This is a genomic window from Streptomyces sp. NPDC039609, from assembly GCF_055596705.1.
Map to the genome: position 1 here is coordinate 722,784 of NZ_JBVIUJ010000001.1, position 23,698 is coordinate 746,481.

The following is a 23,698-nucleotide window of genomic DNA, read 5'->3' on the forward strand; positions in this document are numbered from 1 at the left end:
ATGGTCCCCCCTATGCCCGAACTGGTCGCCCCCACCTCGCGTCTTCACTCCTCCTGGCTCGAAGCGCATGCCGAGTGGAGCCCCGGTGCCCACCAGGACGGCGCCGGGATGAGGTTGGCGGAAGGGGACGCCCTCGCCCATCCGGAGGTCTTCGCCGCCTGGGTGGGGCGACTGCGTGCGCAGTCCGACGCGACACGCCCGCTCGCGGAGGGCTGGGTGCACGCCACGCACTGGTGGATCGTCGAGGACGGCGCGTACGCGGGCGCGATCGACCTGCGTCACGACCTCAACGACTTCCTCCTGAGGGCCGGCGGGCACGTCGGCTACAGCATCCGGCCCTCCGCGCGCCGGCGCGGTCTCGCCACCTGGGCGCTGGGCGCGGTCCTCCCCGAGGCCCGCATCCTCGGCCTCGACCGAGTCCTTGTGACCTGCGACGAGGACAACATCGCCTCGGCGCGCACGATCGAGCGCAACGGCGGTGTCCTGGAGGACACCCGCGAGACGGAACTCGGCCGCAAGCGGCGCTACTGGATCGCCCTGTGAGCGCGCCGGACGAGGCCGCCTCGGCCGCCGACATCACCGAAGCCGTCGCGGCGGAACTTCGGCTGATGGAGCCCTCCGTGCGTACGTCCCGTGCGCTCGCCCGGGACCTGCTCGACCCCGACTTCGTCGAGGTCGGCGCCTCAGGCCGCCGCTGGACGTACGACCGGATGCTCGCCGCACTGCCCGATCTCCCCGGCGGCACGGACGACGGCCCGCGCTACGAACCTTCGGCGATGTCCGGCACGCTCCTGGCCCCCGGCCTGGTCCACCTGACCTACGAAACGGTCATCGACGGCCTGCGCGCCCGCCGCAGCTCCCTCTGGCGCCGGGCCGGCGACGGCGCGGGCTGGCGCATGTACTACCACCAGGCGACACCGGTCCCGCCGGAAGTGGAGTAGGGGCGGGCAGATGGGCATCGCCGAACTCGAGGCCGTCGTCCCGGGCGCGCCGCACATGTGACGCGTGCCCGCGCGCCCCGCAGCCGTCCCAGGCTGCCGCGCGTCAGCCGAACGCGTCGGTGACGCAGTCCGTCGCGCAGGCGGCGCGCTCGTACTGGAGACGGAGGGCCGCCGCCGCTTGCTCGCGGGGGACGTCGGTGCGGCCGAAGCGTTCGACCGTCAGGCGCATCACGTCCTCGACCGTGACGATGGCCGGCTCGCCGTGGCCTGCCGCGTCGCGTGCCGATGCGATCGCCATCCCCGCCGCGCGCAGCAGGACACGGAAGTCCGCGCGCTCCGCGGCGGCCCGTGCCCGGGCCGGGCGCAGCGGACGGACCGCCCGCCCCTTCCGGACGGCACCCGTCGCCATCAGAGCCGCCCCGCTGGCCACCACCAGGACCCCGACCACCGTCGACGCGTCCACGCCGCCTCCCCCTGCCGCCACGCCGTCCGTCACGGGTTCTACCCGTGCTCGGGAGGGCGACACCATGGACGGATCGTCAAGAGGATTGTCCCGTACGAGAGTCATCGCGCCGTCCGTCGGTGACGTCGGAGTGGCGTCGCGGTGACATCGCTGGGTGACGCGTGATGGTGACACGTGTTACCTTCCTCTCGTCCTCATCGGCGCGCCCGCGTCACGTGACCCCCAGGAGCCCCCATGACGCCCACCGCCGCGCCCCTCGTGACCACCACCCGCGGTCCCGTCCGCGGCGGGCGGCGCGCCGACGGCAGCGTCCGCTTCCTCGGCATCCCCTATGCGCAGCCGCCCGTCGGCGACCTCCGCTTCGCCGCGCCGGTGCCGCCGGAGCCCTGGACCGAGCCCCTCGACGCCACCGCGTACGGGCCGACCGCCCAGCGGCGCCCCTTCGCCGAGGTCACCACCATCCCCGAGCCCTCCCTCCCCGGCACTGGAGTGCTCAACCTCAACGTCTTCACGCCCGAGCCCGACCCCGAGGCGGGCCTGCCCGTCCTGGTCTGGATCCACGGCGGCGGTTACGTCGCCGGATCGGCGGCCAGCCCCTGGTACGACGGCTCGGCCTTCAACCGCGACGGCGTCGTCCTGGTCTCCCTCGGCTACCGGCTCGGCATCGAGGGCTTCCTGCACCTGGACGACGCGCCCGACAACCGTGGCGTCATGGACTGGATCGCCGCCCTGGAATGGGTCCGCGACAACATCGCCCGCTTCGGCGGCGACCCGGCCAAGGTCACCGTCGCCGGCCAGTCGGCGGGCGGCGGCGCCGTCCAGACCCTGCTCGCGGTCCCCGCCGCCCGCGACCTGTTCCGTGGTGCGCTCTCCGTCTCCGGGGCGGTCATGCGTCCGGACGGACCCGAGGTCGCCCGCGCCGCCGCCCGCCTCTTCGCTGCCCGCACCGGCGTCCCCGCCACCGCCGCCGCACTGCGCGACCTGCACGACGACGCGCTGCTCGACCTCCAGGACCGGCTCGGCGAGCCCGGCCCCGACCGCGAGGGGCTGCCTCCGATGCTCTCGCTCGCACCCTTCGCGGACGGCAAGCTGATCCCGGAACCGGTCCTCGACGCGCTGACGGACGGCGACGCGGGCGCCGACGTCCCGCTGATGCTGGGCTTCACGGCGCACGAGTTCAACGCCATCCCCGCCCCGGGACCCGACGGCCCGCCCGTGTCCGTCCTCCTCGGCGCCGTCGGCCTGGCGCCGGACCGGGTGGAGGCCTTCACCGCCGCCTACGCCGCGGACGGCCCCGAGCGCCTCTTCGGGCAGGCACTGACCGACGCCACCTTCCGCGCACCGTCCCTGGCCGTGGCCGACGCCCGCGCCGCGCGCGAACGACCCACCTGGCTCTACGAGTTCGTGTGGGAGTCGCCGGTCAATTCGATGGCCTTCCACTGCCTCGACCTGCCCTACGCCTTCGACCTCCTCGACGCAGAGGGCGTCACGGCGGCGGCGGGCGACGCGCCGCCGCGCGCCCTCGCCGACGCGATGCACCGCGCCTGGGTCTCCTTCGTACGGGACCAGGACCCCGGCGAGTCCTGGCCGCGCTACACGGCCGCCGGCCGCGCCACGATGGTCTGGGACACCGAGCCGCGCGTCGAGCGGGACCCGCTGCGCCACGTCCGCGAGATCTGGCTCACCTGACCCGGCACCGCGCGGCCGCCCGACCTCGGACCGCGCCGTCCCGGGCGCCACGCGGCCGAGAGCGCCGCCTCACGGCGGCGGGGCCCCGCCGAGGGCTTCGAGGATCGCCTCCGAGAAGCGCCGGGCGTCGGCGGGCCTGCGCGAGGTGATCAACCGGAATCCGCCGGACCTGTCGACCACGACCTCTCGGTCCACCCACGTCCCGCCCGCGTTCACCAGATCCGTACGGATCGAGGGGTACGAGGTCACTTCCTTGCCCGGTACGAGCCCGCACTCGACGAGCAGCCACGGACCGTGGCAGATCGCGGCCACGGTCTTCCCGGTCTTGGCGAACGCCAACAGCAGCTGTTGGGCCGCCGGGTCGACCCGCAGACGGTCGGCGTTGACGGTGCCGCCCGGCACGACCACCGCGTCGAAGCCGTCCGCCGACAGCTCGCCGTACGTCGCATCGGGCTGTACGACGTCACCCGGCCGCCGGTCCGAAACCAGCGTGTGGACGGGCTCGGCCTTCCGCGCCGCCACGGTCACCCGGGCGCCCGCCTCGCGCAGGGCCGCCACGGGCTTCTTCAGCTCGTCCTGCTCCGTGCCGTAGTTCGTCGTGAGGACGAGGACGTGCTTTCCGTCGAGGGACACGGCAGCCTCCTGCTTGTGGGCCGCACACAGGCCACACTCCCGCGAGTCTCCGCGCACCGCGCCGCTAAACGGGGACGCGATACGGGGAGGCTAGACGGGGACGCTCCGGTAGTGGGTGGTGATACCGCCCGCCTCGTCCAGGACGTGGAAGGCGAGCGACGGTGCCATCTCGTCCCGGTACACATGAACACCGGGGCCGGACGACTCCCAGGGAAGCTTCGACGTCGAGATCACCCCCGGCGCGACAAGCAGGGGGAGCCCCGCGAAGGTGGTCGCAGCCGCCGTGTGGGCGTGCCCGCACAGGAAGGCGACGATGCCGGGCCGCCGGTCGGCCAGCTCGGCGAGCCGGTGCTCCCCGAACTGGCGGATGCCGTCCACGAACGGGATGTGCAGCGCGGTCGGCGGGTGATGGAACCCGACCAGGACGGGCACGTCCTCCGGCGTCTCGTCCAGTACGGACTCCAGCCAGGCGAGGGTCTCCTCCTCCAGGAACCCCTCGTCCTTCCCCGGCACCGACGAGTCGGCGAGCGCCAGCACGAAACCGGCCCCGCGCAGCACCTGGTTCACCGGGGCGCCGGCCCGTGTCACGGGCTCGCCGAGGAGCACGCGCCGGAACTCGTCCCGCACGTCGTGGTTTCCCGGACAGACGAGCAGGGGGTGCCGGGTCCGCAGCAACTCCCGTACACGGAGGTACTCCGACTCCAGACCGTGGTCGGCGATGTCACCGGTCACCACGACCACGTCGAGGTCGACGCCGAGCGATTCCAGATAGGCCATCACGGACCTGGTGCGCTCCGCGCTGCGCGGTGAGCTGTCGATGTGGATGTCGCTGAGATGCGCGATCACGATCACGGCGGTGAACCCCTCTCCGGCTCGAGGCCGCGAGGACCGCGCACGGCCTCCGCGTCCCCGGCAACCACGGGACGGCCTCCGCGTCCCCGCCGTGAAACTACTGCCGCGCGCCCGACCGCCGCGCGGGCCACATCGGCACAAGTGGCCCGGGACCGCGCCGTATCGCGGCGCATAGCATCGGGCGACAGCCGCCGTCGGCGACACCCGCACCCCCGGTCGTCGGGCGCGGGCACCACGTCAGAGAACGGACACCACCGATGCTGAAGGACTTCGCCGAGCTCTCCACGCCCCTGATCGCCGACGCCTGCGTCCGGCTCGGCGAACCCCTGCGCGCCGCTCCCGCCGGAATCGCTCCCGTCGTGCCGGGGCAGCGCCTCGCCGGACGCGTGCTGCCCGCCCGGCACTACGGAAGCGTCGACGTCTTCCTGGAGGCCTTCGGTGCGGCCGAGCCCGGGGACGTACTCGTCGTCGACAACGCGGGGCGCCGCGACGAGGCCTGCGTCGGGGACCTCGCCGTGCTGGAGGCCGAGGCGGCCGGCGTCGCGGGTCTCGTCGTCTGGGGGCTGCACCGCGACACGCCCGATCTCGTCGAGATCGGACTGCCCGTCTTCTCCTACGGCCCTCATGCACCCGGACCCGTCCGCGTGGACGCACGGGAGCCGGAAGCCCTGCGCACCGCGCGGTGCGGCGAGCACCTGGTGAGCGCCGCCGACATCGTCTTCGGCGACGACGACGGTGTGCTGTTCGTGGCCGCCGACCGGGTCGACGCCGTCCTCGAGACCGCCCGCGGCATCCACCGCACCGAGCGCGAACAGGCGCGCGGGATCAGGGCCGGCGAGACGCTGCGCGCGCAGACGCGGTTCGCGGAGTATCTCGCGCAACGGGAGGCGGACCCGTCGTACACCTTCCGGCACCATCTGCGCCGGATCGGCGGCGCCATCGAGGAGTAGGTCCCGCGGCGTGGATCAGTCGGCCCGGAAGCCGATCGTGCCGTCCGGCAGCACCGCCTCCACCGTCGCGCCGTGCTCGACCGTCCGGCTCACCGTGCAGAACTTTTCGTGCGTCAGCCGCACCCCGCGGGCGAAGACCTCCGCCGCCTTCGGGTTGCTCTCCGGCAGCTCGAACTCGTAACTGACCCTGATCCGGCCCAGCCGGCCGTCGTCCTCCGGCCCCGACACCGACTCGACCACGATCCGCAGATCGTCGTGGTCCACGGCCCGGGCCGTCCGGTCCACCACCATGCCGCCGCAGCCCCCCATGGCCGCGAGCAGCAGTTCGACCGGGGTGAACGAGGGCTGTGCGTCCGCGTCGTCGGCCGCGCCGATCCGCACCTCCGCGCCCCGGTCGTTGCGGGCGATCCAGGTGCGGTAGCCGGTGCGGACGGTCTCGATGCGGTAGTCGGCCATGGTTTCGTGGACTCCTCGGTGTGAGTACGGGGCGGTCGACGGCCCACGCAACCCCACGGGGACCGGCCCGCCAAGCGGACGCGCCGGGACACACCGGAGGTCAGGAAGCGGTCCGTGTGCGGGCGCGGACGAGGGCGCCCCACGCGTCGGCCATCGTCCCCCAGACTGTACGGAGTTCGGACTCCGCCGCGCGCACGGAGGCGACGGCGGCCTCCGGATCGGCACCGGCCGACCGGGCCTCCGCACCGTCGGTGAGGGCCCACTCGGCGAGGGAGCCGGCGAGCGCCTCGGGGTGGAACTGCACACCCCAGGCCGCCGATCCGACCCGGAACGCCTGGATCGGGCAGTCGTCCCCGGTGAGCAACGGCACCGCCTCCGGCGGCAGTCGCACCACGTCGTCCCAGTGCCACTGCGCCGCCGACGCGCCCTCGGGGACCGCGCCGAGAACGGGGTCCGCGTCGGCGGCGGGCAGTCGGCGCAGGGGGACGACACCGATCTCCGGGCCCTGGGGGCGTGGGGCGACGGCGCCACCGAGCACGTGGGCGAGGACCTGGCCGCCGAGACAGATGGCGAGCAGCGGGATCTCGTCGGCCACCGCCGCCCGGATCAATTCACGGACCCGTGGCAGCCACGGCATGGCCGTGACGTCCTCGCAGTTCGCGGAGCCGCCGAGGACGACGAGGCCCGCGTGCCCGTGCGGCGAGCCGGGCAGCGGGTCGCCGTGCCAGGGATGGACGACATCGAGGTGGAGTCCGGTCCGCCGGAGACGATCGCCGACGAGACCGGGTCCCGTGCCGTCCTCGTGCTGGACCACGAGCACGGACGGTGCCGCGCCGGGTATGGGGGTCACAGTCGTCGCGCCTCCGCTGTCCGATGCCCGCTGTCCGATGCCCGATCGCCAGGGTGCATCCCCAGGACGGCGGCCGACAACCCCCGGACTGAGTATGTGCGTACGGCCGGACTGAGTACGTCGGCCGATACAGGGGACCTGCCTCCGCTGGTCGAATACGGTCATGACCTCGGACGACCGGCGCAGCCGCCGCATGCAGCACGTCACCACCACCGGCTCGGCGCTGGCCGTGGCGCTGCTTCCGCTCGCTGTCGGCATGTTGCTGGCGCGGAGCGTGGGCGCCGACCCGATGACATCGGTGAACGCGCTGATCGCGAGTGGCGGCCAGCGCGCCCGACTGTCGCGCTGCCAGCTCCGCGCGGTGCGACCGATGCGGGACGGCCGTGGCGTGCGGGTGGGCGGGCGTGCCCAGAGGGGCCGGGGCGCCTCGGAGGGGCGAGGCACGTCGGAGGGCCGGCGGGTCGCGGAGGGTCTGAGCGCCCGGGTCGGTGGACTTGCGCAGAGGGGCCGGAAGCTCGCGCTGCCGTCGCTGCCTGCCCTGCGTGGAAGGTGAAGGCTGTCCCAACATACGGTCAACTCTCCGATCCAGCCCGCGTGTTGATGCTCGGCTGCGTAGCCTTGTGCCTCCGGAGTCGGCTGCGCGGGGGTGGGGCTTGTGACTGCTGGATCCGAGTCGGTACGCCGGGGGAGGTGGCCGCTGGGCCGCCGCTCCGCACTGTGGCTGTTGCTCACGGCGATGGTTCTGGCCGCGGCTCCGGCCGCCGCCGTGACGCCAGGACCGTCCGCCGCCCTCCGTGCGACCGCCGGAACCGCGGCCGCGTCGCCCGCCCGTGCCCCGGCGTGCGATCCACGGCGGGCGAGCCCGCGGCCCTCACGCGTGGACGGCCCGGCCGTGCGGCGGATCCGCGAGCGGGGCCATCTCGTCGCGGGGGTGGACCTGAACAGCTACCTCTGGGGTTCACTGGACGCACGGACCCGCGAACCGGTCGGCTTCGACATCGACCTCGTCCGGGCGATCGCCCGTGACATCCTCGGCCCGAAGGCCACGGTCCGCTTCGTCAGTATGCCCCCGAGCCAGCGGATCTCCCGGCTCCAGGCCCGCCAAGTGGACGTCGTCGTCCGTACGATGAGCATCACCTGCGAGCGGCTGACCGAAATCGCCTTCTCCAGCGTCTACTTCGAGACCGGCCATCAACTGCTCGTACCCGAAGGCTCCGAGATCACGGGCTTCGACCCGAAGCTGCGAGGCCGGCGCGTCTGCCTCAGCAAGGGAAGCTCGGCCGCCGATCTGCTGAGCGGCTCCAGGACCGGCGCCGTCGCCGTGGAGACGGCGAGCCACCTGGACTGCCTCGTCGAGCTCCAGCAGGGGAACGTCGACGCGATCCTCACCCACGCGACCCTGGCCGCCGGGCTCGTCGCACAGGACCCCAACCTCCAGCTCGTCGGCCCGCGTCTGGACACCTCCCTGTACGGGGTGGCCATGAACAAGGACGACGCGGATCTGGTGCGCCGGGTCAACGCGGTCCTGGAGGACTACCGCAGGGGCGGTGCCGCCAGCCCCTGGATGACCTCGTACAACCAGTGGCTCGCACCGTCCCTGGGCGCCCATCCCCAGGGCCCGCCACCGGCCGCATACGCCCCGGGATCGTAGGGCCTGGTGTGAACGTGGCGGGTGGGGCCGTCCGGCATGCCCCCGTCACCGCCCTGGCGACGACCGCGATGCCGGGGCAAGGGTGGGACGAGGGCGCGACGGGCGGCGGGAGCCGGAGGGTACGGCGCCCGTCGGCTACGCCGGATCGATACGGGCGATGTTTCCGCCCAACGCGAGGACATACAGCTCGCCCGCCCGTCCCTCCACGAACGAGATCACCTCGCCGCCGTTGACGACGAGGTCGTTCACGCCGGTCACCTTGCCGTCCTTCAGCGAGAGGGAACGGATGGTGCCGTCGCAGTAGTCACTGAACACGTACTGACCCCTGAGGGCGGGGATCGCGTTCCCCCGGTAGACGAACCCGCCGGTCACCGCGCAGCCGAGGCCGGTGCGGGCGTACTCGTGGATCGGGCGCACGTGGTTCGCCGGCTCGGTGCCGCCCCGGAAGGGGTGGTTGCCCTCCATCCGGGACCAGCCGTAGTTCTCCCCGCCCCTGCTCCTTGCGGGGGCCCGGTCGATCTCCTCCCAGTCGTTCTGGCCGACGTCCCCGATCAGCAGATCCCCCGTGCGCGAGTCGAAGGAGAACCGCCACGGGTTGCGCAGCCCGTACGCCCAGATCTCGTCCTTCGCGTTCGGGTCGTCGACGAAGGGGTTGTCCGCGGGAATCGCGTAGGGCTTGCCACCGCGCGGGTCGATCCGCAGAAGCTTGCCGAGCAACGTGTCGAGCTTCTGCCCGTTGCCGTGCGGGTCGCCGCCCGCGCCTCCGTCCCCGAACGCGATGTAGAGATATCCGTCGGGCCCGAACTTGATGTCGCCGCCGTTGTGGTTCGCGTACGGCTGCGTCTGGGTGAGGACGGTGCGCCGGGTCTCCGGACGGAGCCTGCCCTTCCGCACGGCGAACTCGTCGATGGTGCTGGTGCCTTCGAGATTCGTGTACGAGATGTAGAGGTGAGCGCGTGCGTGGTCGAACGCGATGCCGAGGAGGCCGCGTTCACCGTCGGTCGTGGTCTCGGCGGAGATGTCGAGCACCGGCTCGCCGAGCCCCTGGGCGCCCAGGATCCGTACCGTCCCGGCCCGTTCGGCGATCCAGACCGCGCCGCCGGGGCCCACGGCACCCGCGGTCGGATTGCGCGCCGTGGCGACGTCGGTGAGCGCGATCTTCGCGACCTTCGTGACCTCGGCGGCCTCCACGACCGGCTGCGGAGCGTCACGGTCCTCCGCGGAGGCAGTGGTCAGGGCGAGGGAGGCGACGAGACCGAGGGTGCAGATGATCGCCGAGCTTCTCGTGCGAACGTTCACCGTGATCCTCCTGGAGGCGGCGAATGGGGGAATCCGGCTGCTCGGGGCCGTGTGTGGGGTCGGTGGCGCCCGCGCCGGCACGCAACCGGGGTGGGGGAATGGGGTGTGCCGCCGGCCACGGAGGAGACTACGGGGACTCGAGCGATTGGTATAGGCCAAATGCGCCTCGCGTGGGCGGCGAGGGTGCGCGACGGCGGATCCGGGTCCGGGGATCAGGCCTGCGGGCGGGTGGCCGTGACGACGTAGTAGTCGAGAATGCCCTGCTCGTACGCCCTCAGGAAGTTCCGCGGCCACGTGCCCGGCTTCCACTGGTCCGACAGCCAGCGGTCCCATCCCTGCCACACGTCCGGCCCGATGGACGCGGCCTGCGCGTCCGTCAGGCCCGCCCTGGCGAACGCATCGGTCACGTGCGTGACGGGACGCGCGATGTCCAGCCCGTCGGCGAACGACTCCAGGTACGACGCGAGCCGGGCTCCGCCGTCCGGGGCGTCGTCCGGGGTGAAGAAGCTCGCGACGACCACCCGCCCCCCGGGCCGCAGCACGCGGGCCGTCTCCCGGGTGAAGGCGATCACGTCGTCGAAGTGCTGAGCGGCCTCGACGCTGTAGACGCAGTCGAACTCGCCGTCGTCGAAGGGCATTTCCTCTGCCGCGCCGCGGACGAACCGGATCCCCGACGGCGTGGTCCTCAGCAGATCCGCGTTGGTCCGGCGGGCGCGGTCCAGCTGTTGCGGATGGATGTCCATACCGGTCACCTGCTCGGGTTCGTACTCGCGCAGGGCGAGCGCACAGCCGACACCGAGCCCGCAGCCGACCTCGGCGATCCGCCGACCGGCGAGCGGTCCGGCGGCGTCGAGCACATGCCGGTACATGTCCTCCTGGCTGCGGACCCGGTCGTCGACCGTGAGCGGTCCGGCCAGGTCGATCGTGCGCCAGTACCCGAAGTTGATGAACCCTCCGGCGAACACCGGGACCGAACTGAGGTCGGCCGGACCGTACGTCTTGCGCACCGCGGCCCGCATGTCCTTCGATTTCACCACCCGCGTCACCTCCGCGAGCAGTCTGACGGCCGGATCCACCCCTGTCGACGGCGCCCCGCCCCACTCGGCCGAAAGGGCACACGTACCGCGCACGGTCCCCGCGGCATCAGCCCCGGAACGACGCCGGGCGTTCGGGTGAGGCCTCGGTGAGGGCCTTGGTGACGGCCGCGACTCCGTCCCGGAGGCCGTAGACGGGGGTGTCGGGCTGCTGGCGCCAGGAGTCGTCGATGCCACCCGCGTCGACGGAGTCGAAGCCCAGCTGGTCGATGAGGGCGCGGACCGTCTTCTTGGCGACCTCGTCGTCGCCCGCGACGGGCAGCGCGATGCGCTCGGGGTCGCCGGCCGGAAGAGGCCTGTCCAGGATGTCCTGGGCGTAGGTGCCGTTGAAGGCCTTGATCACCGGGTGGCCGAGGTGCTGCTCGGTCCAGCGGCTCTCGGTGAGACCATCCTCGATGGCCGCGATCCGGCCGTCGCGCTGCTGCGGGTAGTAGTTGCCGGTGTCGATCACGGCGAAGCCCTCCGCCGCGCCGTCGAAGAGCCCTGCGGGCAGGTCCGGCACCGCCTTCAGCGGGACGGTCACCACGACGATCTCGGCACCGCGCGCCGCCTCGCCGACCGTCACCGGCTTCGCGCCGGTCTCCTCGGCGAGCGCGGTGAGGGTCTCCGGGCCGCGGGAGTTGGCCACGGACACGTCGTGGCCGAGGGCCGTGAGACGGCGGGTGAGGTTGCCGCCGATGTTTCCTGCGCCGATGATGCCGATCTTCATGGAGCTTCCTTCCGAGCCGGTGCGGCCATGTGCCACGTGCGCTCACAACCGTCCGCCTCGGGTGCGCTATTCCCCGCTGCCGCCCGCAGTGTCGTGAGGGCTTGGCGAGCCCCGAGTGAAAGCTGTGCCTTTCCGGTGCGCCCACGGCGCCGCGTGCGCGATGATCCGTCGGACTTCCTGGTTCGTCGAGAGGGCAGCCGATGACAGCGCGCGACGATGCGCAGCAGCACCCGAGGGAGGAGTCCGCGAGTGGCCCGGACCGGCGACGGTTCCTCGGCTACGTGCTCGCGGCGCCGACCCTGACCGTGGCCGCACAGCTGGGCGAGGCTGTCCTCGCGCCCGCCCCTGCCGCCGCCGCGGCGCCCTCCGTGGTGCCGTCCCTGCCCGGGCCGTCAGAGATCTACGACCTCAACGACATGCTCACCCATGCCGCCCTGCCGACCGCGAACCTGATCACCGTCCGGATCGACCCGGACGGCACCGCCTCGTTCGCCCTGCCCCGGGCCGAGGTCGGCCAGGGCATCACCACCTCCTCCGCGATGCTGCTCGCCGAGGAGCTCGATCTGCCGCTGGAGAAGGTGCGGGTCACCCTCGCCGACGCCCGCCCCGAGCTGCTGTTCAACCAGCTCACCGGCGGCTCCAACACCACCATCTCCACCTTCACGCCCATCCGCGTCGCCGCCGCCGTCGCCCGGGGCCGGCTGCTGCGCGCCGCCGCGCTGGAGCTCGGGGAGCTGGTGGGCTCGCTCACGGCGAAGGCCGGGGCGATCGTCTCCTCGACGACCGGCCGAAGCCTGTCCTACGGCGAACTCGCCGTGAAGGCCGCCTCCTTCACCGACACCGCGGTCGGCGTCGCCCTCAAGAAGCCTTCCGAGTTCAAGGTCATCGGCACCGCGCAGCGGCGGATCGACGCCCTGGCGGCCGTGACGGGGCGCAAGAAGTTCGCGATGGACGTCCAGGTGCCCGACGCGCTGCCCACGATGGTCTGCCGGCCGCCGACGATCAACGGCACGGTCCGCTCGGTGGAGAACCCGGACGAGGTCCGGTCCATGCCCGGCATCACCGACGTCGTACGGATCTCCACCGGCGTCGCCGTCCGCGGCCGCACCTTCGGCCAGTGCATCGACGCCGTCCGCGCCCTGAGGGTCACCTGGGGCCCCGGTACCGCCGAGGGCGCCTCGGACGCGACCGTCCTGAAGAAGCTCCGAGCCGCCGAACTCCCTCTCGTCGTACCCCCGTTGCCGCTCCTGACCAAGGCCGTCGACGCCCGCTTCACCTTCCACTTCGCCAGCAACAGTGCCCTGGAGACCAACTGCGCCATCGCCGACGTGCGTGCGGACTCGGCCGAGATCTGGGCGAGCCTGAAGTCGCCGATCGTCGCCCAGGAGCAGATCGCCCTGCGGCTCGGCCTCCCGATCACCGCCGTCAAGGTCCATGTCACCGAGGGCGGCGGATCGTTCGGCCGCAAGCTCTTCCACGACGCCGCCGGCGAGGCCGCCGAGATCTCCCGGGCCATGGGCAAGCCCGTGAAGCTGATGTGGCACAGGACCGACGACTTCCGCCAGGGCCGTACGCATCCCATGTCGACCTCCCGGGTCCGGGCCACGTACAGCCTCGGCGAGGTGCTGACGTACGAGCAGCGCCATACCTCCGTCGCCACGGACTTCGGACATGGCCTCGGCGAGATCATCACCTCCGCCGCCGCCCAACTGCCCGTCGGCGATCTCACCTTCTCCGAGACGATCTTCCAGCTGACCCAGCAGAGCCCGTACCACTTCGGGGTCACCACACAGCTGCTGAGCGAGACCGACAAGGGCTTCAACACGGGCTCCATGCGCAACATCTACTCGCCCAACGTCCGGTGCGCGCAGGAGCTCGTCGTGGACGAGCTGGCACGGCGGATGGGCAAGGACGCCTACGACTTCCGCCGCCGTCACCTCAAGGACGAGCGCGCGCGGGCCGTCCTGGACAAGGTCGCGGAGGTGGGGGAGTGGGGGCGCTCACTTCCCGCCGGCATGGCCCAGGGGATCGCGGTCCATCCCGAGTACCACGCCTTCGTCGCCGTCCTCGCGGAGATCGACTGCCGGCCCGAGACCACCGGACGTAAGATCGAGGACGCGTACACGGGACCTCGCGTCACCAAGGTCGTCTGCGCCGTCGACGTCGGCCTCGCGGTCAACCCGCGCGGCCTCCAGGCCCAGATGATGGGCGGCATCATCGACGGCATCGCCGTCACCCTCACCTCGGGACTGCACCTCCGCAACGGGCATTTCCAGGAGGGGAGTTGGGACAACTACTTCTACACCCGGCAGTGGAACACCCCGCCCGAGCTGGAGATCGTCGTGATGCCGCCGACCTCGGACCGGCCGGGCGGCGCGGGTGAGCTGGCCGTCGCGGGCGCGATGGCCGCGGTCGCCTGCGCGTACGGCCGGGCCACCGGCGCGATGCCGACGACCTTCCCGGTCAACCACGCCGAGCCGCTCGGATTCGAGCCGCTGCCCACCACCCCGCCGATCCCCGCCTCGCCGGTCGACGGCCTCGACCGCGCCTTCTAGGAGCAGGAGCCACCGTGCCGCAACACACCTTCATCCTCAACGGCAAGGCCGTCACGGCCGACGTCGAGGACGACGTCCGGCTGCTGTGGGTGCTCCGGGACGTCCTGGGCGTCACCGGACCCAAGTACGGCTGCGGGCTCGGCGTCTGCCAGGCGTGCACCAGCCATATCAACGGCAAGGCGTTCAACCCCTGCTCCGTCCCGGTCAAGGACATCGCGGCCACCGACGAGATCACCACCATCGAGGGCCTGCCCGCGACCGTCGGACAGGAGCTCCACCCGATGCAGGAGGCCTGGCTCGAGCTCGACGTGGCCCAGTGCGGCTACTGCCAGCCCGGGCAGATCATGACGGCGGTCGCCAAGGTCCGAAGGGCCCGTGAGGCCGGACGGGAGATCGACGAGGCCGACCTCGACGAAATCCGCAACATCTGCCGCTGCGGCACATATAACCGGATCCGTGAGGCGATCGTGGCGGGAGCCCGCCGCATGGTCTGACACCCACAGCGACCCAGGACGAGGGAGACCGGACCATGGCAAGGAAGATCGTCCTGATGATGTCGATCTCCCTCGACGGCTACATCGAGGGCCCGGACCGCTCGATCGAATGGCACATGGTCGACGAGGAGCTCCACCGGTACTTCAACGAGAAGATCGCCGCGATGGGGGGCATCCTCAGCGGCCGTGTCACCCATGAGCTGATGGCCGAATTCTGGCCGACGGCGGACGCCGACCCGTCGAGCACCCCGGAGATGGTGGAGTTTGCCGCGATCTGGCGCGACATCCCGAAGACCGTCTATTCCACGACGCTGGAGCGCGCCGACTGGAACACCACCATCGCCCGCCGCGTCGACGTGGCCGAGGTCCGGGCCCTCAAGGAGCAGCCCGGGGGAGATCTGGCCCTCGGCGGGGCCGACCTCGCCGCCGCGTTCATGGAGCACGACCTGATCGACGCGTTCCACATCCTGGTCCACCCCGTCCTCATCGGCCAGGGCAAGGCGCTCTTCCGGTCCCGCGACGCACTGACACCGCTCGACCGCGTCGGGACCCGCACCTTCGGCAACGGAGTGGTGCTCCTGCAGTACGAGCGCGCCAGTCGCTGAGCGGGCGTGGGCGGTTCCGCGTCGCCGCGACTTCTGCGCGCCGACGTCTTGTCGTGGGCGCGACAACTCCTTACCGTCGGGTAAGTTGCCCCGACCGGCGGGGTGTTCGATGTCGCACGTCTCCCGGAAGGACCCCCATGCCTGCTGCCCGGACGCGTGGTGCGCGCCGTCTCCTGCTCGGCTCCCTCGCTGCCGCCCTCGCCCTCACCGTCACAGGCGGCGGCACCGTCGCCGCCTCCTCCGCCGAGTCCGCGCGACCCGCCGGGCTGCGCGAGGTGATGTTCGTGGGGAACAACTGGGACGGCACCGCCGACGTCATCGAGTCCACCGGCGACTTCGCCCGCATCGGCCGCATCAACGTCATCCCCGACCGTGAAGCACGGATGTGGGAGATCGGGCTCAACCCGGTCAAGCTGGCCTTCTTCCTGGGCATCCGGCAAGGCCCGGGCGAGGGCCACGACCAGTTCGTCGACGACATGTACGCCACCCCGGACGGCTCGGCGATGGTGGTGTCCCGGCCGAGCTTCGCCGACGTCGTCTCGATCGACCTGCGCACGGGCCGGCTCAACTGGCGCTTCCCCGTCTCCGGTTTCCGCTCCGACCACATGGCCGTCTCGCCCGACGGCACCCGGGTCGCCGTCTCGGCCTCCACCTCCAACACGGTGCACGTCCTCGACATCACGACGGGTCGGCAGATCGGATCCTTCGCCACCGGTGACAAGCCGCACGAGAACGTCTTCTCGGCAGACGGCCGCCACCTCTGGAACATGGCCATCGGCGAGGTCACCACCGCCCTCGACGACCCGTTCTGGGACTGGACCAAGGGCGACCGCCGCATCACCGTCGTCGACGCCCGCACCTTCGAACAGGTCCGTGTCATCGACATGCGTGCCCGGCTCGACGCCTTCGGCCGCAAGGACCTCTCCGACGCCGTGCGCCCCGTCGCGTTCACCCCCGACGAGTCGAAGCTCTATTTCCAGGTCTCGTTCTTCAACGGCTTCCTCGAGTACGACATCGCCACCGACCGGATCACCCGCGTGAAGACGCTCCCCCAGAACCCGGCGACCGATCCGGACCGCACCACCTGGGTCAACGACTCCCGCCACCACGGCATGTCCATGAGCCCCGACGGCAAGCGGCTCTGCGTCGCCGCCACGATGGACGACTACGCCACCGTCGTCGACCGCGAGACCCTGAAGGAGGGTCCGCTGGTGGAGGCGTCCAAGCCGTACTGGGCGACGGTCAGCGGCGACGGCCGTTCCTGCGTCATCTCGGAGAGCGGCACGGACCGTGTGACGGCGATCGACTTCGCCACCGGCCGCCGCGTCGCCTCGGTGGCCGTCGGCGACCACCCGCAGCGGGTCCGCCTCGCGCATGTGCCCGCCGACTGGACCGGCCCGGCGGCGCGCTGAGGGCGCGCACCGGACGCCCCTCGCCGTCAGTCCACCGCGACAGACCCGGTCGCCAAGTTCTCGCGCACCGCGTCGAACCCGCGCCTGGAGCGTGCTCACGGTCCCCGACCATCCCGGCCGGCCCCAGGGGCGGCCACCGACAGCGCCGCCCTCGTCTACGCCGCCGCCACGCTGTGGGGGCTCGGCCGGGGCGGCGCACCGACCCTGCTGCAGACCGCCGTGGGCGACGCCGGCGGTGAGGCGGCGGACACCGCGCAGGCCATGCTCGTCAGCCTCTGGAACGCCGCCATGGCGGGAGGAGGCGTCGTCGGCGGACTCCTCCTCGATCGGCTCGACGCCGCCTCACTGCCCTGGAGCGTCCTGCTGCTCCTCGTCCCCGTCCTGATCGTCGTGGCAGTCGCCCGTACCCACGGATTCCCCGCCCGCCGAGGCCCCTCCGGCGCACGAGCGCCGCCGCCTCGAGGCCCACACCCCTACCCGTAGTACTTCAGAGCTACCCGCCGACTGTCCCCTCCGGCGGGACGCCGACTACAGGGCGTGATCCATACGTTCGGCACCGGAACGAAGCACCTCGTCCGGTACGGAAGGACCACACCATGGCGTCCCGCCAGCGCAGCCGCCTGCGCCGCACGCTGCTCGCCGCACTCGTCGCCGCATCGGTGGCGGTGCCGACGGCGGGCGCCGCCCGCCCGGCCGCCGTCCCGGCGCCCGCACCGCCCGAACTCGGCCCTCTCGTCCGGGTCACGGCCGCAGACCTCGACGCGCGGTACGCCGCCAACCGCGACGCCGTCCGCGCCGCCGAACGGACCGCCGCCGACTACGGCGACCGGAAGCGGGCCGCCGCCCTGCGTGCCATGGCGGGCCCGAACCGCCACTTTCTCTCCTTCGACGGCCGCGAAGGCGGCCGCAGCGTCGAGGTCGTCGGCGACCTCGCGCGCGCCGAACACATCGCCGTCCTCGTCCCCGGCTCCGACACGGCGCTCGGCAGCGAGCGCTTCCGGGACGGCGCCGTCGCCCTCCAGCACCGGCTCGGCGAGCGAGCCGCCGTCCTCGCCTGGCTCGGTTACCCCACCCCCGCCACCGCGAGCGCAGCCGCGATCACCTCCGGGCGGGCCGAGGAGGCGGCCCCCGGACTGCGGGACTTCGTCGGGGAGTTGAGGGCCGCCAAGCCCGCCGCCAGCCTCACCCTCCTCTGCCACTCCTACGGCTCCGTCGTCTGCGCCAAGGCGGCGCCCGGGCTCCCCGTCGCCGGCATCGTCCTCTACGGAAGCCCGGGCACCGGCGCCGACAGCGCCGCGGACCTGCGGACCACGGCCACCGTCTGGGCCGGGCGCGGGGGGTCCGACTGGATCGCCTGCGTGCCCCACCTCCGCGTTCCCCTGCCCTCCGGAGAGCTGGGGTTCGGCACGGACCCCCTCGCACCGGAGTTCGGCGCCCGAGTCTTCGACGCCGGCGACGGCGGACACAGCGACTACCTCGTCCCCGGCTCCGTACCGCTGAAGCGGCTTGCGAGCATCGTCATGGGACGGGAGCCGGCCGATGCGTGAACTCGTCCGCCGGATCGAGGCCGCCACCCCACCGGGCCGCGACCGCGCCCTCGACGCCCTGCGAGGCCTCGCCATCCTCGGAGTGGTCCTCGGCCACTGGCTCGTCACCGCCCTGATCGCCGACAGCGGCACGGTACGCGTCGCCAGCCCCTTGCAGGAACTGCCCGAATTCACCCCCGTCTCCTGGGTGTTCCAGACCCTCGCCGTCTTCTTCCTGGTCGGCGGGCAGGTGGCCGCCAGGAGCCATGCAGCCTCCCGCGCCCGGCAGGAAGGCTACGTCCGCTGGCTCGTGGCCCGGCTGGGGCGACTCTTCCGGCCCGTCGCCGCCGTGCTCGCGGTGTGGATCCTCGTGGCGCTGACCATGCTCGCCACCGGTGTGCCGTGGCCGACCGTGTACGCCCTGGGCAAGCTCGTGCTCTCCCCGCTCTGGTTCCTCCTCGTCTTCGCCGCGCTCACGGCGGCGACCCCGCTCGTCGCCCGCGTCCATCCGCTCTGGCCCCTCGCCGTCGTCCTCCACGTCGACGTGATCCGCTTCGGCCTCGACGGACCGGCCTGGCTCGGCTGGATCAACGTGGCCGCCGGCTGGCTCGTCCCGTACTGCCTGGGCACCGCCTGGTCACGGCACGGGCTCAAGGGCCGGACGACCGGCTGGGTCCTGCTGCTCGGCGGAGCCGCGGCGACCGCCCTCCTCGTCCTCTGCGCCGGATACCCCGGCTCCATGGTCGGCGTGCCCGGCGCGCCGATATCCAACCTCAACCCGCCCACGCTCGCCGCCGTCACCTTCGGCTTCGCCCAGTGCGGCGGAGCCCTGCTGCTGCTCGGCCCACTGCGCCGGGCCCTGCGCCGGCCCGCCGCCTGGGCCGCGGTGGCACTGCTCAATCTCAGTGCGATGACCGTCTTCCTCTGGCACCAGACCGCGATGATCGCCGTCACCGCCACCGGGCTGATGGCCGGCGAACTCCTCGGCCACGGACCGCTCCTCGGCCTCCACAGCGTGCCCGACGGGTACGGCTGGGTCCTGGCCCGACTCGGCTGGCTGCCGCTCTTCGCGCTCGCGCTGCTGGTGTGCGTCGCCGCGTTCCGTACGTACGAAGAGGGGGGCCGTCGCCCCGCCCGCAAAGGGCGACCCGAGGCGAGAAAGGAGATCCGACGTGCCTAGGGTGGACGCAGCGGACAAGGGGGAACGAGTGGGGGACGATCATGGGCGGTCGCTGATCGCCGCCCTGGGCCGGGTGCCGCGCGCCCTGCGCGAGGACCTCTGGACGATGGCCCGCGATCCGCTGCCCCGCCAGACATGGTTCGGCTGGCTGCCGCACGGGCACCTCATGCTGCTCGCCCTCGTCGCGGGCCTGGGCAAGATGGCCGAGTACAGCAGCGCGATACCGGTCCTCACGGGGCCCGTGCAGCTGCTCATCGTTCTCCAGGCCGCGGCCCTGGTCCTCGCCCTGAGCCGCCCCGTGCCGGCCTGGTGGCTCTCCACGGTCACCCTGTTCCTGACTGCGGAGATCTCCGAATCGACCGTCGGACCCGACCTGGTCTGGCCCTGGAGCGTCTGGGGCATCGTGGTCCACACCTTCGTCGTGCTGCTGCTCGCATTGCGGGTCCCGCTCCGCGTCACGGTCGTCACCCTCGTGATCACCGTGCTGTCGGGAGTGGTCAACACCGTCGTTCCCACGGGCTTTCCCCATAACGAGGACCTCGGCGGCGGCGCGATCGCGTTCGCGACCGCGGCGGTGGTGGGAGCCTCGCTGCGGATGAGCCGAGTGGCGCGGACGCAGCTCGTCGCCCAGGAGGTCATCACCGCCGAGGAACGGTCCCGGCGCACCCTCCTGGAGGAGCGCGGCCGGATCGCCCGCGAGCTGCACGACGTCGTCGCCCACCACATGTCGGTCATCTCCATCCAGGCCCAGGTCGCCCCCCACCTGGTCGAGAACCCCTCCGACGAGCTGCGGGAGAACCTCGCCGGCATCCGCCAGAACGCCGTCGAGGCGCTGACCGAACTACGTCGCGTCCTCGGTGTCCTCAGGGCGGAGGACCCGGCCGCCGACGGTGTACGGCACGCCCCCCAGCCCACCCTGGACCGGCTCGACGAGCTCCTCGACAACGTCCGTGCCGCCGGGCTCGCCGTCGACGCGACCACCACGGGAGAACGCCGTCCGCTCTCGCCGGGCGTCGAACTCTCCGCGTACCGCATCGTCCAGGAGGCGCTGAGCAACGCGATGCGGCACGCACCGGGGGCGCGGGTGCGAGTGGAGACCGGCTATCTCGCTGCCGGGCTCTCCCTCCGGGTCACCAACACCCCACCGGACCGACCCGTCGATCCCTCCTCGGCCCCGCTCTCGCCGGGACTGGGGCACGGGCTGCTCGGCATGCGCGAGCGCACCACCATGCTGGGCGGCGAACTGACCACCGGTCCCACCCCGGACGGCGGCTACGAGGTGGCTGCCGCCCTCCCCATCGAACCCTGCAAGGACGGAACATGACGAGCAGTACGATCCGGGTCCTCATCGTCGACGACCAGATGATGGTCCGTCAGGGCTTCACCGTGCTGCTCAATGCCGAGCCCGGCATCGAGGTCGTCGGACAGGCCGTGGACGGCGAGGACGCAGTCACCAAGGTCGCCGAACTCGCCCCCGACGTCGTCCTGATGGACATCCGGATGCCCGGCATCGGCGGCATCGAGGCCACCCGCCTCATCACCGGGCCCGCCGACGCCACCGTGAAGGTGCTCGTCCTGACCACCTTCGACCTCGACGAGTATGTCTACGAGGCCCTGCGCGCCGGCGCTTCCGGGTTCCTCCTCAAAGACGCATCGGCCGACGAACTCGCCCACGCGGTACGGGTGGTGGCCGGCGGCGAGGCGCTGCTCGCCCCCAATGTCACCAAGCGGCTCATCGCCGAGTTCTCCCGGCTCAGCGCCTCGCCCCGCACCCCGCACCTGGACCGCGTCGGTGGTCTGACGGAACGCGAGACCGAGGTCCTCAGCCTGATCGCCCATGGTCTGTCCAACGCCGAGATAGCCTCCCGCCTGGTCGTCGCCGAGCAGACCGTCAAGACACATGTGAGCCGCATCCTGATCAAGCTCGGCCTGCGCGACCGCACCCAGGCGGCGGTGTACGCCTACGACACCGGACTTGTCCGTCCGGCCGGCCACTGACACGCGCTGCGCTGACCTCGCCGGCGTCCGGCTGGGACCGCAAGGGCGAGCAGCCGCCGCCGGCGCGACGCTCCGGAACGGGGAGCGGCCGCGACCGTCGAGGACAGTCGCGGCCGCTCGTATCGAGTTGTCAGACGGCCGGCGGTACCCGTGACGGGCGCCCGGAGCCGCGCGTCAGGGAGTAGCCCCCGATGCCGGCGAGCGCGCCGAGGACTCCGCCGACGACGGTCCAGACCCAGCGGTCGGACCACCAGCCCGAGGACCAGCCGTCCTCGGGAGCCGCCGCCTCGACCGCCGACGGCGCGTCGCCCGCGGCCGCGTCCTCCGTCGTGGCACCCGGCACCAGCGGAGCGGCGAGCGTGCCGTCGCCCGCGTACGCGCCGCCCTGGTCTGCGGAGACCGCACCCACCCGGGCCGTGAACGGCTGGCCGAGGTCGTCCTCGGGGATCCCGGTGACCGTCAGCCGGACGTAGTAGCTGCCGGGCAGCGGATCGTTGTCCCAGGTCTCGGCCCAGGGGCGGACCGTGCGCAGAGTGCAGGACAGCTCCACGGAGGTGGCGTCCTTCCCCGCGGCCCGGGACTGCATCCCGTACATGCACGGCTGCCGGCGGCGCAGTCCGTCGTAGACGTCGATCCGCCAGGTCGAGGCACCGTGCCGGGCGGCGGCCTCGGGGAGCGCGACCGAGGCGGTCACGGTGGGCCGCTGCCCGGTGTCCGCGGGGAATACCCAGTAGAGGTAGTCACCCGCGGAAGCCTCGGCCGTGGCCTGCTGGCCCTGCTTGAAAGCGGCGGCGGTACGGAAGGTGGTGCCCGCCTCCGTCGGCCCTGCCGTCGCGGCGGCGCTCGCGCTGCCGCTCGGGGACGGGGTGTCCGCGAGGGCGGGCGCGACGGCCGGACCGAGGAGCCCGGCTCCCGCGAGGAGGACGGTGGTCAGCGTGCGTACGGTACGCATCAGTTGGTCCTCCAGACGGCGACGCGCCAGCGGGACAGCCAGCCCCACAGCAGACCGCCCACGAATCCGGCCAGTACCAGCACGCCGAGCAGCCACCAGCCACGGCCGAGGCCGAAGGCGGCCACGTCGGCCGCCTGGTCCGGCGCGTCGACCAGGTCGACGGTCAGCTCGATCGGCATACCGGGGGTCGTCTTCACCGACGGCGGCGCGGAGAACGAGTTGCTGACCTGGAGGCAGACGGTCTCCGCCGCAGGCTTGCTGTCCGCGTCGACGTCGTCGAGCGGCGGCTTGGGATAGCGCAGACCGGTCGAGATGACGTCCGTACGTCCGTCGCCCGCCTCGGAGCCCCGCACGACCTCACGGCCGTGCACGGTCACCGCGCGCAGCAGGACGCCGTAGTCGTCGTTGACGGCGCGGTCGGCGGCCACGCTCACCGAGGCGCGCAGCTCCTGCCCGGGCAGCACGTCCACCCGGTACCAGCGGTGGCGGCCGAAGACCTGACGGTCGGTGTAGAGCCCGGCCTTGAGCTGCGGGGCGTCCGCACAGCGCTCGGCACCCTCCGTGGCCACCGGGGTGACCACCGGGTCCGCGGCACGGTCGACCAGCTGGCGGACCCGCTTGGAGAGTTCCTCGGTGTGCCGGACCGAGGTGTACGTGCCACCGGTCGCCTCGGCGATGCAGGTGAGCTGCTGCCGGATCTTGGCGTTCGGCACCAGACCCAGGGTGTCGATGGTCAGGTGGATGCCCTTGGCGGCGATGTCGCGCGCCACCTCGCACGGGTCGAGCGGGGCGCAGGTGTCCTCCCCGTCCGTGATGAGCACGATCCGGCGGGTGGCCTCACCGCCCTTGAGGTCCTCGGCCGCCCCGAGCAGGGCGGGGCCGATCGGCGTCCACCCGGTGGGGGCCAGCGTGGCCACCGCCGTCTTCGCCTCGGTCCGGTCGAGGGGGCCGACGGGGTAGAGCTGCTTGGTGTCCTCGCAGCCCTTCTTCCGGTCCGGCCCCGGATAGTTGGCGCCGAGGGTGCGTATGCCGAGCTGCACCTCCTCGGGTACCGCGTCGAGCACCTCGTTGAAGGCCTGCTTGGCAGCGGCCATCCGGGACTGGCCGTCGATGTCGCGGGCCCGCATCGAGCCGCTGACGTCGAGGACCAGCTCGACCTTGGGGGGTTCCTTCGCCGCCGGTTCGTCGGCGGCGGCGCCGGTCGGGACGAGCCCGACGGCCAGGGCGGCGAGCAGCGCGCAGGCTCCGGTCGCCAGCCGTTTTCTCGTGATCATCTGCCGGATCGTAGGGATGATCGTCCGACAATCCAAAACGACACCGTGCGCGGACTCCTGAGGGGTGTCCGCGCACGGGCGGCCTGCCTGTTCCGATCGCGCTCAGTGCCTCGGC

The 23,698-nt window shown here is 72.4% G+C and carries 24 protein-coding genes and 1 pseudogene; 15 read left to right on the forward strand and 10 right to left on the reverse strand.

Annotated elements, in window-relative coordinates; all coding sequences use genetic code 11:
- Positions 1-12: 12 nt before the first annotated feature.
- Complete coding sequence (locus ACZ561_RS03185; protein ID WP_470988959.1) at positions 13-543, forward strand: GNAT family N-acetyltransferase; 531 nt, start codon at positions 13-15, stop codon at positions 541-543.
- Positions 540-941 carry a nuclear transport factor 2 family protein gene (locus ACZ561_RS03190; RefSeq protein ID WP_470988962.1) on the forward strand — a complete coding sequence of 134 codons (402 nt, stop codon included), beginning with the start codon at positions 540-542 and terminating at the stop codon, positions 939-941. Before ACZ561_RS03185 ends, ACZ561_RS03190 begins: the two co-directional genes overlap by 4 nt.
- 103 nt (positions 942-1,044) lie before the next feature.
- Here the strand turns inward: ACZ561_RS03190 and ACZ561_RS03195 are convergent, their stop codons facing one another.
- Positions 1,045-1,404, reverse strand: a complete 360-nt coding sequence (locus tag ACZ561_RS03195) for a hypothetical protein (protein WP_470988964.1) — start codon at positions 1,402-1,404, stop codon at positions 1,045-1,047.
- Positions 1,405-1,638: 234 nt separating this feature from the next.
- Here ACZ561_RS03195 and ACZ561_RS03200 point away from each other — a divergent pair, with 234 nt between their 5' ends.
- Positions 1,639-3,093, forward strand: coding sequence for a carboxylesterase/lipase family protein (locus ACZ561_RS03200; RefSeq protein ID WP_470988967.1), 1,455 nt, complete (start codon positions 1,639-1,641; stop codon positions 3,091-3,093).
- A gap of 69 nt (positions 3,094-3,162) precedes the next feature.
- Here the strand turns inward: ACZ561_RS03200 and ACZ561_RS03205 are convergent, their stop codons facing one another.
- Together ACZ561_RS03205 and ACZ561_RS03210 are read right to left on the reverse strand one after the other, a co-directional pair.
- Positions 3,163-3,726, reverse strand: a complete 564-nt coding sequence (locus ACZ561_RS03205) for a DJ-1/PfpI/YhbO family deglycase/protease (RefSeq protein WP_470988969.1) — start codon at positions 3,724-3,726, stop codon at positions 3,163-3,165.
- A gap of 90 nt (positions 3,727-3,816) precedes the next feature.
- A complete protein-coding gene (locus ACZ561_RS03210; protein WP_470988972.1) occupies positions 3,817-4,578 on the reverse strand; it encodes a metallophosphoesterase in 762 nt (253 codons plus the stop codon).
- A gap of 257 nt (positions 4,579-4,835) precedes the next feature.
- On the opposite strand from ACZ561_RS03210, the gene ACZ561_RS03215 reads away from it, so the two are divergent.
- Positions 4,836-5,528, forward strand: a complete 693-nt coding sequence (locus tag ACZ561_RS03215) for an RraA family protein (RefSeq protein WP_470988975.1) — start codon at positions 4,836-4,838, stop codon at positions 5,526-5,528.
- A 15-nt stretch (positions 5,529-5,543) separates the two neighbouring features.
- Here ACZ561_RS03215 and ACZ561_RS03220 read toward each other — a convergent pair whose 3' ends face one another.
- Both ACZ561_RS03220 and ACZ561_RS03225 read right to left on the reverse strand, forming a co-directional pair.
- On the reverse strand, positions 5,544-5,984 hold the full coding sequence (locus tag ACZ561_RS03220; RefSeq protein ID WP_470988978.1) for an OsmC family protein: 441 nt from the start codon (positions 5,982-5,984) through the stop codon (positions 5,544-5,546).
- A gap of 100 nt (positions 5,985-6,084) precedes the next feature.
- Positions 6,085-6,834: a type 1 glutamine amidotransferase gene (locus ACZ561_RS03225; RefSeq protein ID WP_470988981.1), complete on the reverse strand. Its 750-nt coding sequence runs from the start codon at positions 6,832-6,834 to the stop codon at positions 6,085-6,087.
- A gap of 163 nt (positions 6,835-6,997) precedes the next feature.
- Between ACZ561_RS03225 and ACZ561_RS03230 the strand changes: the two genes are divergently transcribed.
- The gene (locus ACZ561_RS03230) at positions 6,998-7,387 is read left to right on the forward strand and encodes a hypothetical protein (protein WP_470988983.1); all 390 of its coding nucleotides are present in this window, start codon (positions 6,998-7,000) and stop codon (positions 7,385-7,387) included.
- A 102-nt stretch (positions 7,388-7,489) separates the two neighbouring features.
- On the forward strand, positions 7,490-8,485 hold the full coding sequence (locus ACZ561_RS03235) for a glutamate ABC transporter substrate-binding protein (protein ID WP_470988986.1): 996 nt from the start codon (positions 7,490-7,492) through the stop codon (positions 8,483-8,485).
- Positions 8,486-8,620: 135 nt separating this feature from the next.
- Here the strand turns inward: ACZ561_RS03235 and ACZ561_RS03240 are convergent, their stop codons facing one another.
- The 3 genes from ACZ561_RS03240 to ACZ561_RS03250 all read right to left on the reverse strand — a co-directional run bounded on the left by ACZ561_RS03240 (position 8,621) and on the right by ACZ561_RS03250 (position 11,623).
- Positions 8,621-9,784, reverse strand: coding sequence for a PQQ-dependent sugar dehydrogenase (locus tag ACZ561_RS03240; RefSeq protein ID WP_470988989.1), 1,164 nt, complete (start codon positions 9,782-9,784; stop codon positions 8,621-8,623).
- A 212-nt stretch (positions 9,785-9,996) separates the two neighbouring features.
- Positions 9,997-10,818: a class I SAM-dependent methyltransferase gene (locus ACZ561_RS03245; RefSeq protein ID WP_470988992.1), complete on the reverse strand. Its 822-nt coding sequence runs from the start codon at positions 10,816-10,818 to the stop codon at positions 9,997-9,999.
- Between the two features lie 109 nt (positions 10,819-10,927).
- Positions 10,928-11,623: an NADPH-dependent F420 reductase gene (locus tag ACZ561_RS03250; RefSeq protein ID WP_470988995.1), complete on the reverse strand. Its 696-nt coding sequence runs from the start codon at positions 11,621-11,623 to the stop codon at positions 10,928-10,930.
- Positions 11,624-11,787: 164 nt separating this feature from the next.
- On the opposite strand from ACZ561_RS03250, the gene ACZ561_RS03255 reads away from it, so the two are divergent.
- The 9 genes and pseudogenes from ACZ561_RS03255 (at position 11,788) to ACZ561_RS03295 (ending at position 21,357) form a co-directional block, all read left to right on the forward strand.
- Positions 11,788-14,142 carry a molybdopterin cofactor-binding domain-containing protein gene (locus tag ACZ561_RS03255; protein ID WP_470988998.1) on the forward strand — a complete coding sequence of 785 codons (2,355 nt, stop codon included), beginning with the start codon at positions 11,788-11,790 and terminating at the stop codon, positions 14,140-14,142.
- Positions 14,143-14,156: 14 nt separating this feature from the next.
- Complete coding sequence (locus ACZ561_RS03260) at positions 14,157-14,636, forward strand: (2Fe-2S)-binding protein (protein WP_470989001.1); 480 nt, start codon at positions 14,157-14,159, stop codon at positions 14,634-14,636.
- 35 nt (positions 14,637-14,671) lie between these two features.
- Entirely contained in the window at positions 14,672-15,241 is a 570-nt protein-coding gene (locus ACZ561_RS03265) for a dihydrofolate reductase family protein (protein WP_470989004.1), read from the forward strand.
- A 137-nt stretch (positions 15,242-15,378) separates the two neighbouring features.
- Positions 15,379-16,653, forward strand: coding sequence for a YncE family protein (locus ACZ561_RS03270; protein WP_470989006.1), 1,275 nt, complete (start codon positions 15,379-15,381; stop codon positions 16,651-16,653).
- Between the two features lie 135 nt (positions 16,654-16,788).
- Positions 16,789-17,136: pseudogene (locus tag ACZ561_RS03275) on the forward strand (MFS transporter); the annotation flags it as partial.
- Between the two features lie 113 nt (positions 17,137-17,249).
- Positions 17,250-18,200, forward strand: coding sequence for an alpha/beta hydrolase (locus ACZ561_RS03280; RefSeq protein WP_470989009.1), 951 nt, complete (start codon positions 17,250-17,252; stop codon positions 18,198-18,200).
- Positions 18,193-19,359 carry an acyltransferase family protein gene (locus ACZ561_RS03285; protein ID WP_470989012.1) on the forward strand — a complete coding sequence of 389 codons (1,167 nt, stop codon included), beginning with the start codon at positions 18,193-18,195 and terminating at the stop codon, positions 19,357-19,359. The genes ACZ561_RS03280 and ACZ561_RS03285 overlap by 8 nt, the downstream gene beginning before the upstream one ends.
- 28 nt (positions 19,360-19,387) lie before the next feature.
- Positions 19,388-20,683: a sensor histidine kinase gene (locus tag ACZ561_RS03290; protein WP_470989015.1), complete on the forward strand. Its 1,296-nt coding sequence runs from the start codon at positions 19,388-19,390 to the stop codon at positions 20,681-20,683.
- Positions 20,680-21,357 carry a response regulator gene (locus tag ACZ561_RS03295; RefSeq protein ID WP_470989018.1) on the forward strand — a complete coding sequence of 226 codons (678 nt, stop codon included), beginning with the start codon at positions 20,680-20,682 and terminating at the stop codon, positions 21,355-21,357. The genes ACZ561_RS03290 and ACZ561_RS03295 overlap by 4 nt, the downstream gene beginning before the upstream one ends.
- A gap of 130 nt (positions 21,358-21,487) precedes the next feature.
- Here the strand turns inward: ACZ561_RS03295 and ACZ561_RS03300 are convergent, their stop codons facing one another.
- Positions 21,488-22,309, reverse strand: coding sequence for a hypothetical protein (locus tag ACZ561_RS03300; RefSeq protein ID WP_470989020.1), 822 nt, complete (start codon positions 22,307-22,309; stop codon positions 21,488-21,490).
- Positions 22,309-23,583, reverse strand: coding sequence for a VWA domain-containing protein (locus ACZ561_RS03305; RefSeq protein ID WP_470989022.1), 1,275 nt, complete (start codon positions 23,581-23,583; stop codon positions 22,309-22,311). The genes ACZ561_RS03300 and ACZ561_RS03305 overlap by 1 nt, the downstream gene beginning before the upstream one ends.
- Between the last annotated feature and the right edge of the window lie 115 nt (positions 23,584-23,698).

Excerpts from the sequence above, each read along its gene's own strand:
- ACZ561_RS03185 (WP_470988959.1), top strand. The coding sequence starts at position 13 with ATGCCCGAACTGGTCGCCCCCACCTCGCGTCTTCACTCCTCCTGGCTC.
- ACZ561_RS03200 (WP_470988967.1), top strand. The coding sequence starts at position 1,639 with ATGACGCCCACCGCCGCGCCCCTCGTGACCACCACCCGCGGTCCCGTC.
- ACZ561_RS03215 (WP_470988975.1), top strand. The coding sequence starts at position 4,836 with ATGCTGAAGGACTTCGCCGAGCTCTCCACGCCCCTGATCGCCGACGCC.
- ACZ561_RS03220 (WP_470988978.1), bottom strand. The coding sequence starts at position 5,984 with ATGGCCGACTACCGCATCGAGACCGTCCGCACCGGCTACCGCACCTGG.
- ACZ561_RS03230 (WP_470988983.1), top strand. The coding sequence starts at position 6,998 with ATGACCTCGGACGACCGGCGCAGCCGCCGCATGCAGCACGTCACCACC.
- ACZ561_RS03255 (WP_470988998.1), top strand. The coding sequence starts at position 11,788 with ATGACAGCGCGCGACGATGCGCAGCAGCACCCGAGGGAGGAGTCCGCG.
- ACZ561_RS03265 (WP_470989004.1), top strand. The coding sequence starts at position 14,672 with ATGGCAAGGAAGATCGTCCTGATGATGTCGATCTCCCTCGACGGCTAC.
- ACZ561_RS03270 (WP_470989006.1), top strand. The coding sequence starts at position 15,379 with ATGCCTGCTGCCCGGACGCGTGGTGCGCGCCGTCTCCTGCTCGGCTCC.
- ACZ561_RS03280 (WP_470989009.1), top strand. The coding sequence starts at position 17,250 with ATGGCGTCCCGCCAGCGCAGCCGCCTGCGCCGCACGCTGCTCGCCGCA.
- ACZ561_RS03285 (WP_470989012.1), top strand. The coding sequence starts at position 18,193 with ATGCGTGAACTCGTCCGCCGGATCGAGGCCGCCACCCCACCGGGCCGC.
- ACZ561_RS03295 (WP_470989018.1), top strand. The coding sequence starts at position 20,680 with ATGACGAGCAGTACGATCCGGGTCCTCATCGTCGACGACCAGATGATG.
- ACZ561_RS03300 (WP_470989020.1), bottom strand. The coding sequence starts at position 22,309 with ATGCGTACCGTACGCACGCTGACCACCGTCCTCCTCGCGGGAGCCGGG.
- ACZ561_RS03305 (WP_470989022.1), bottom strand. The coding sequence starts at position 23,583 with ATGATCACGAGAAAACGGCTGGCGACCGGAGCCTGCGCGCTGCTCGCC.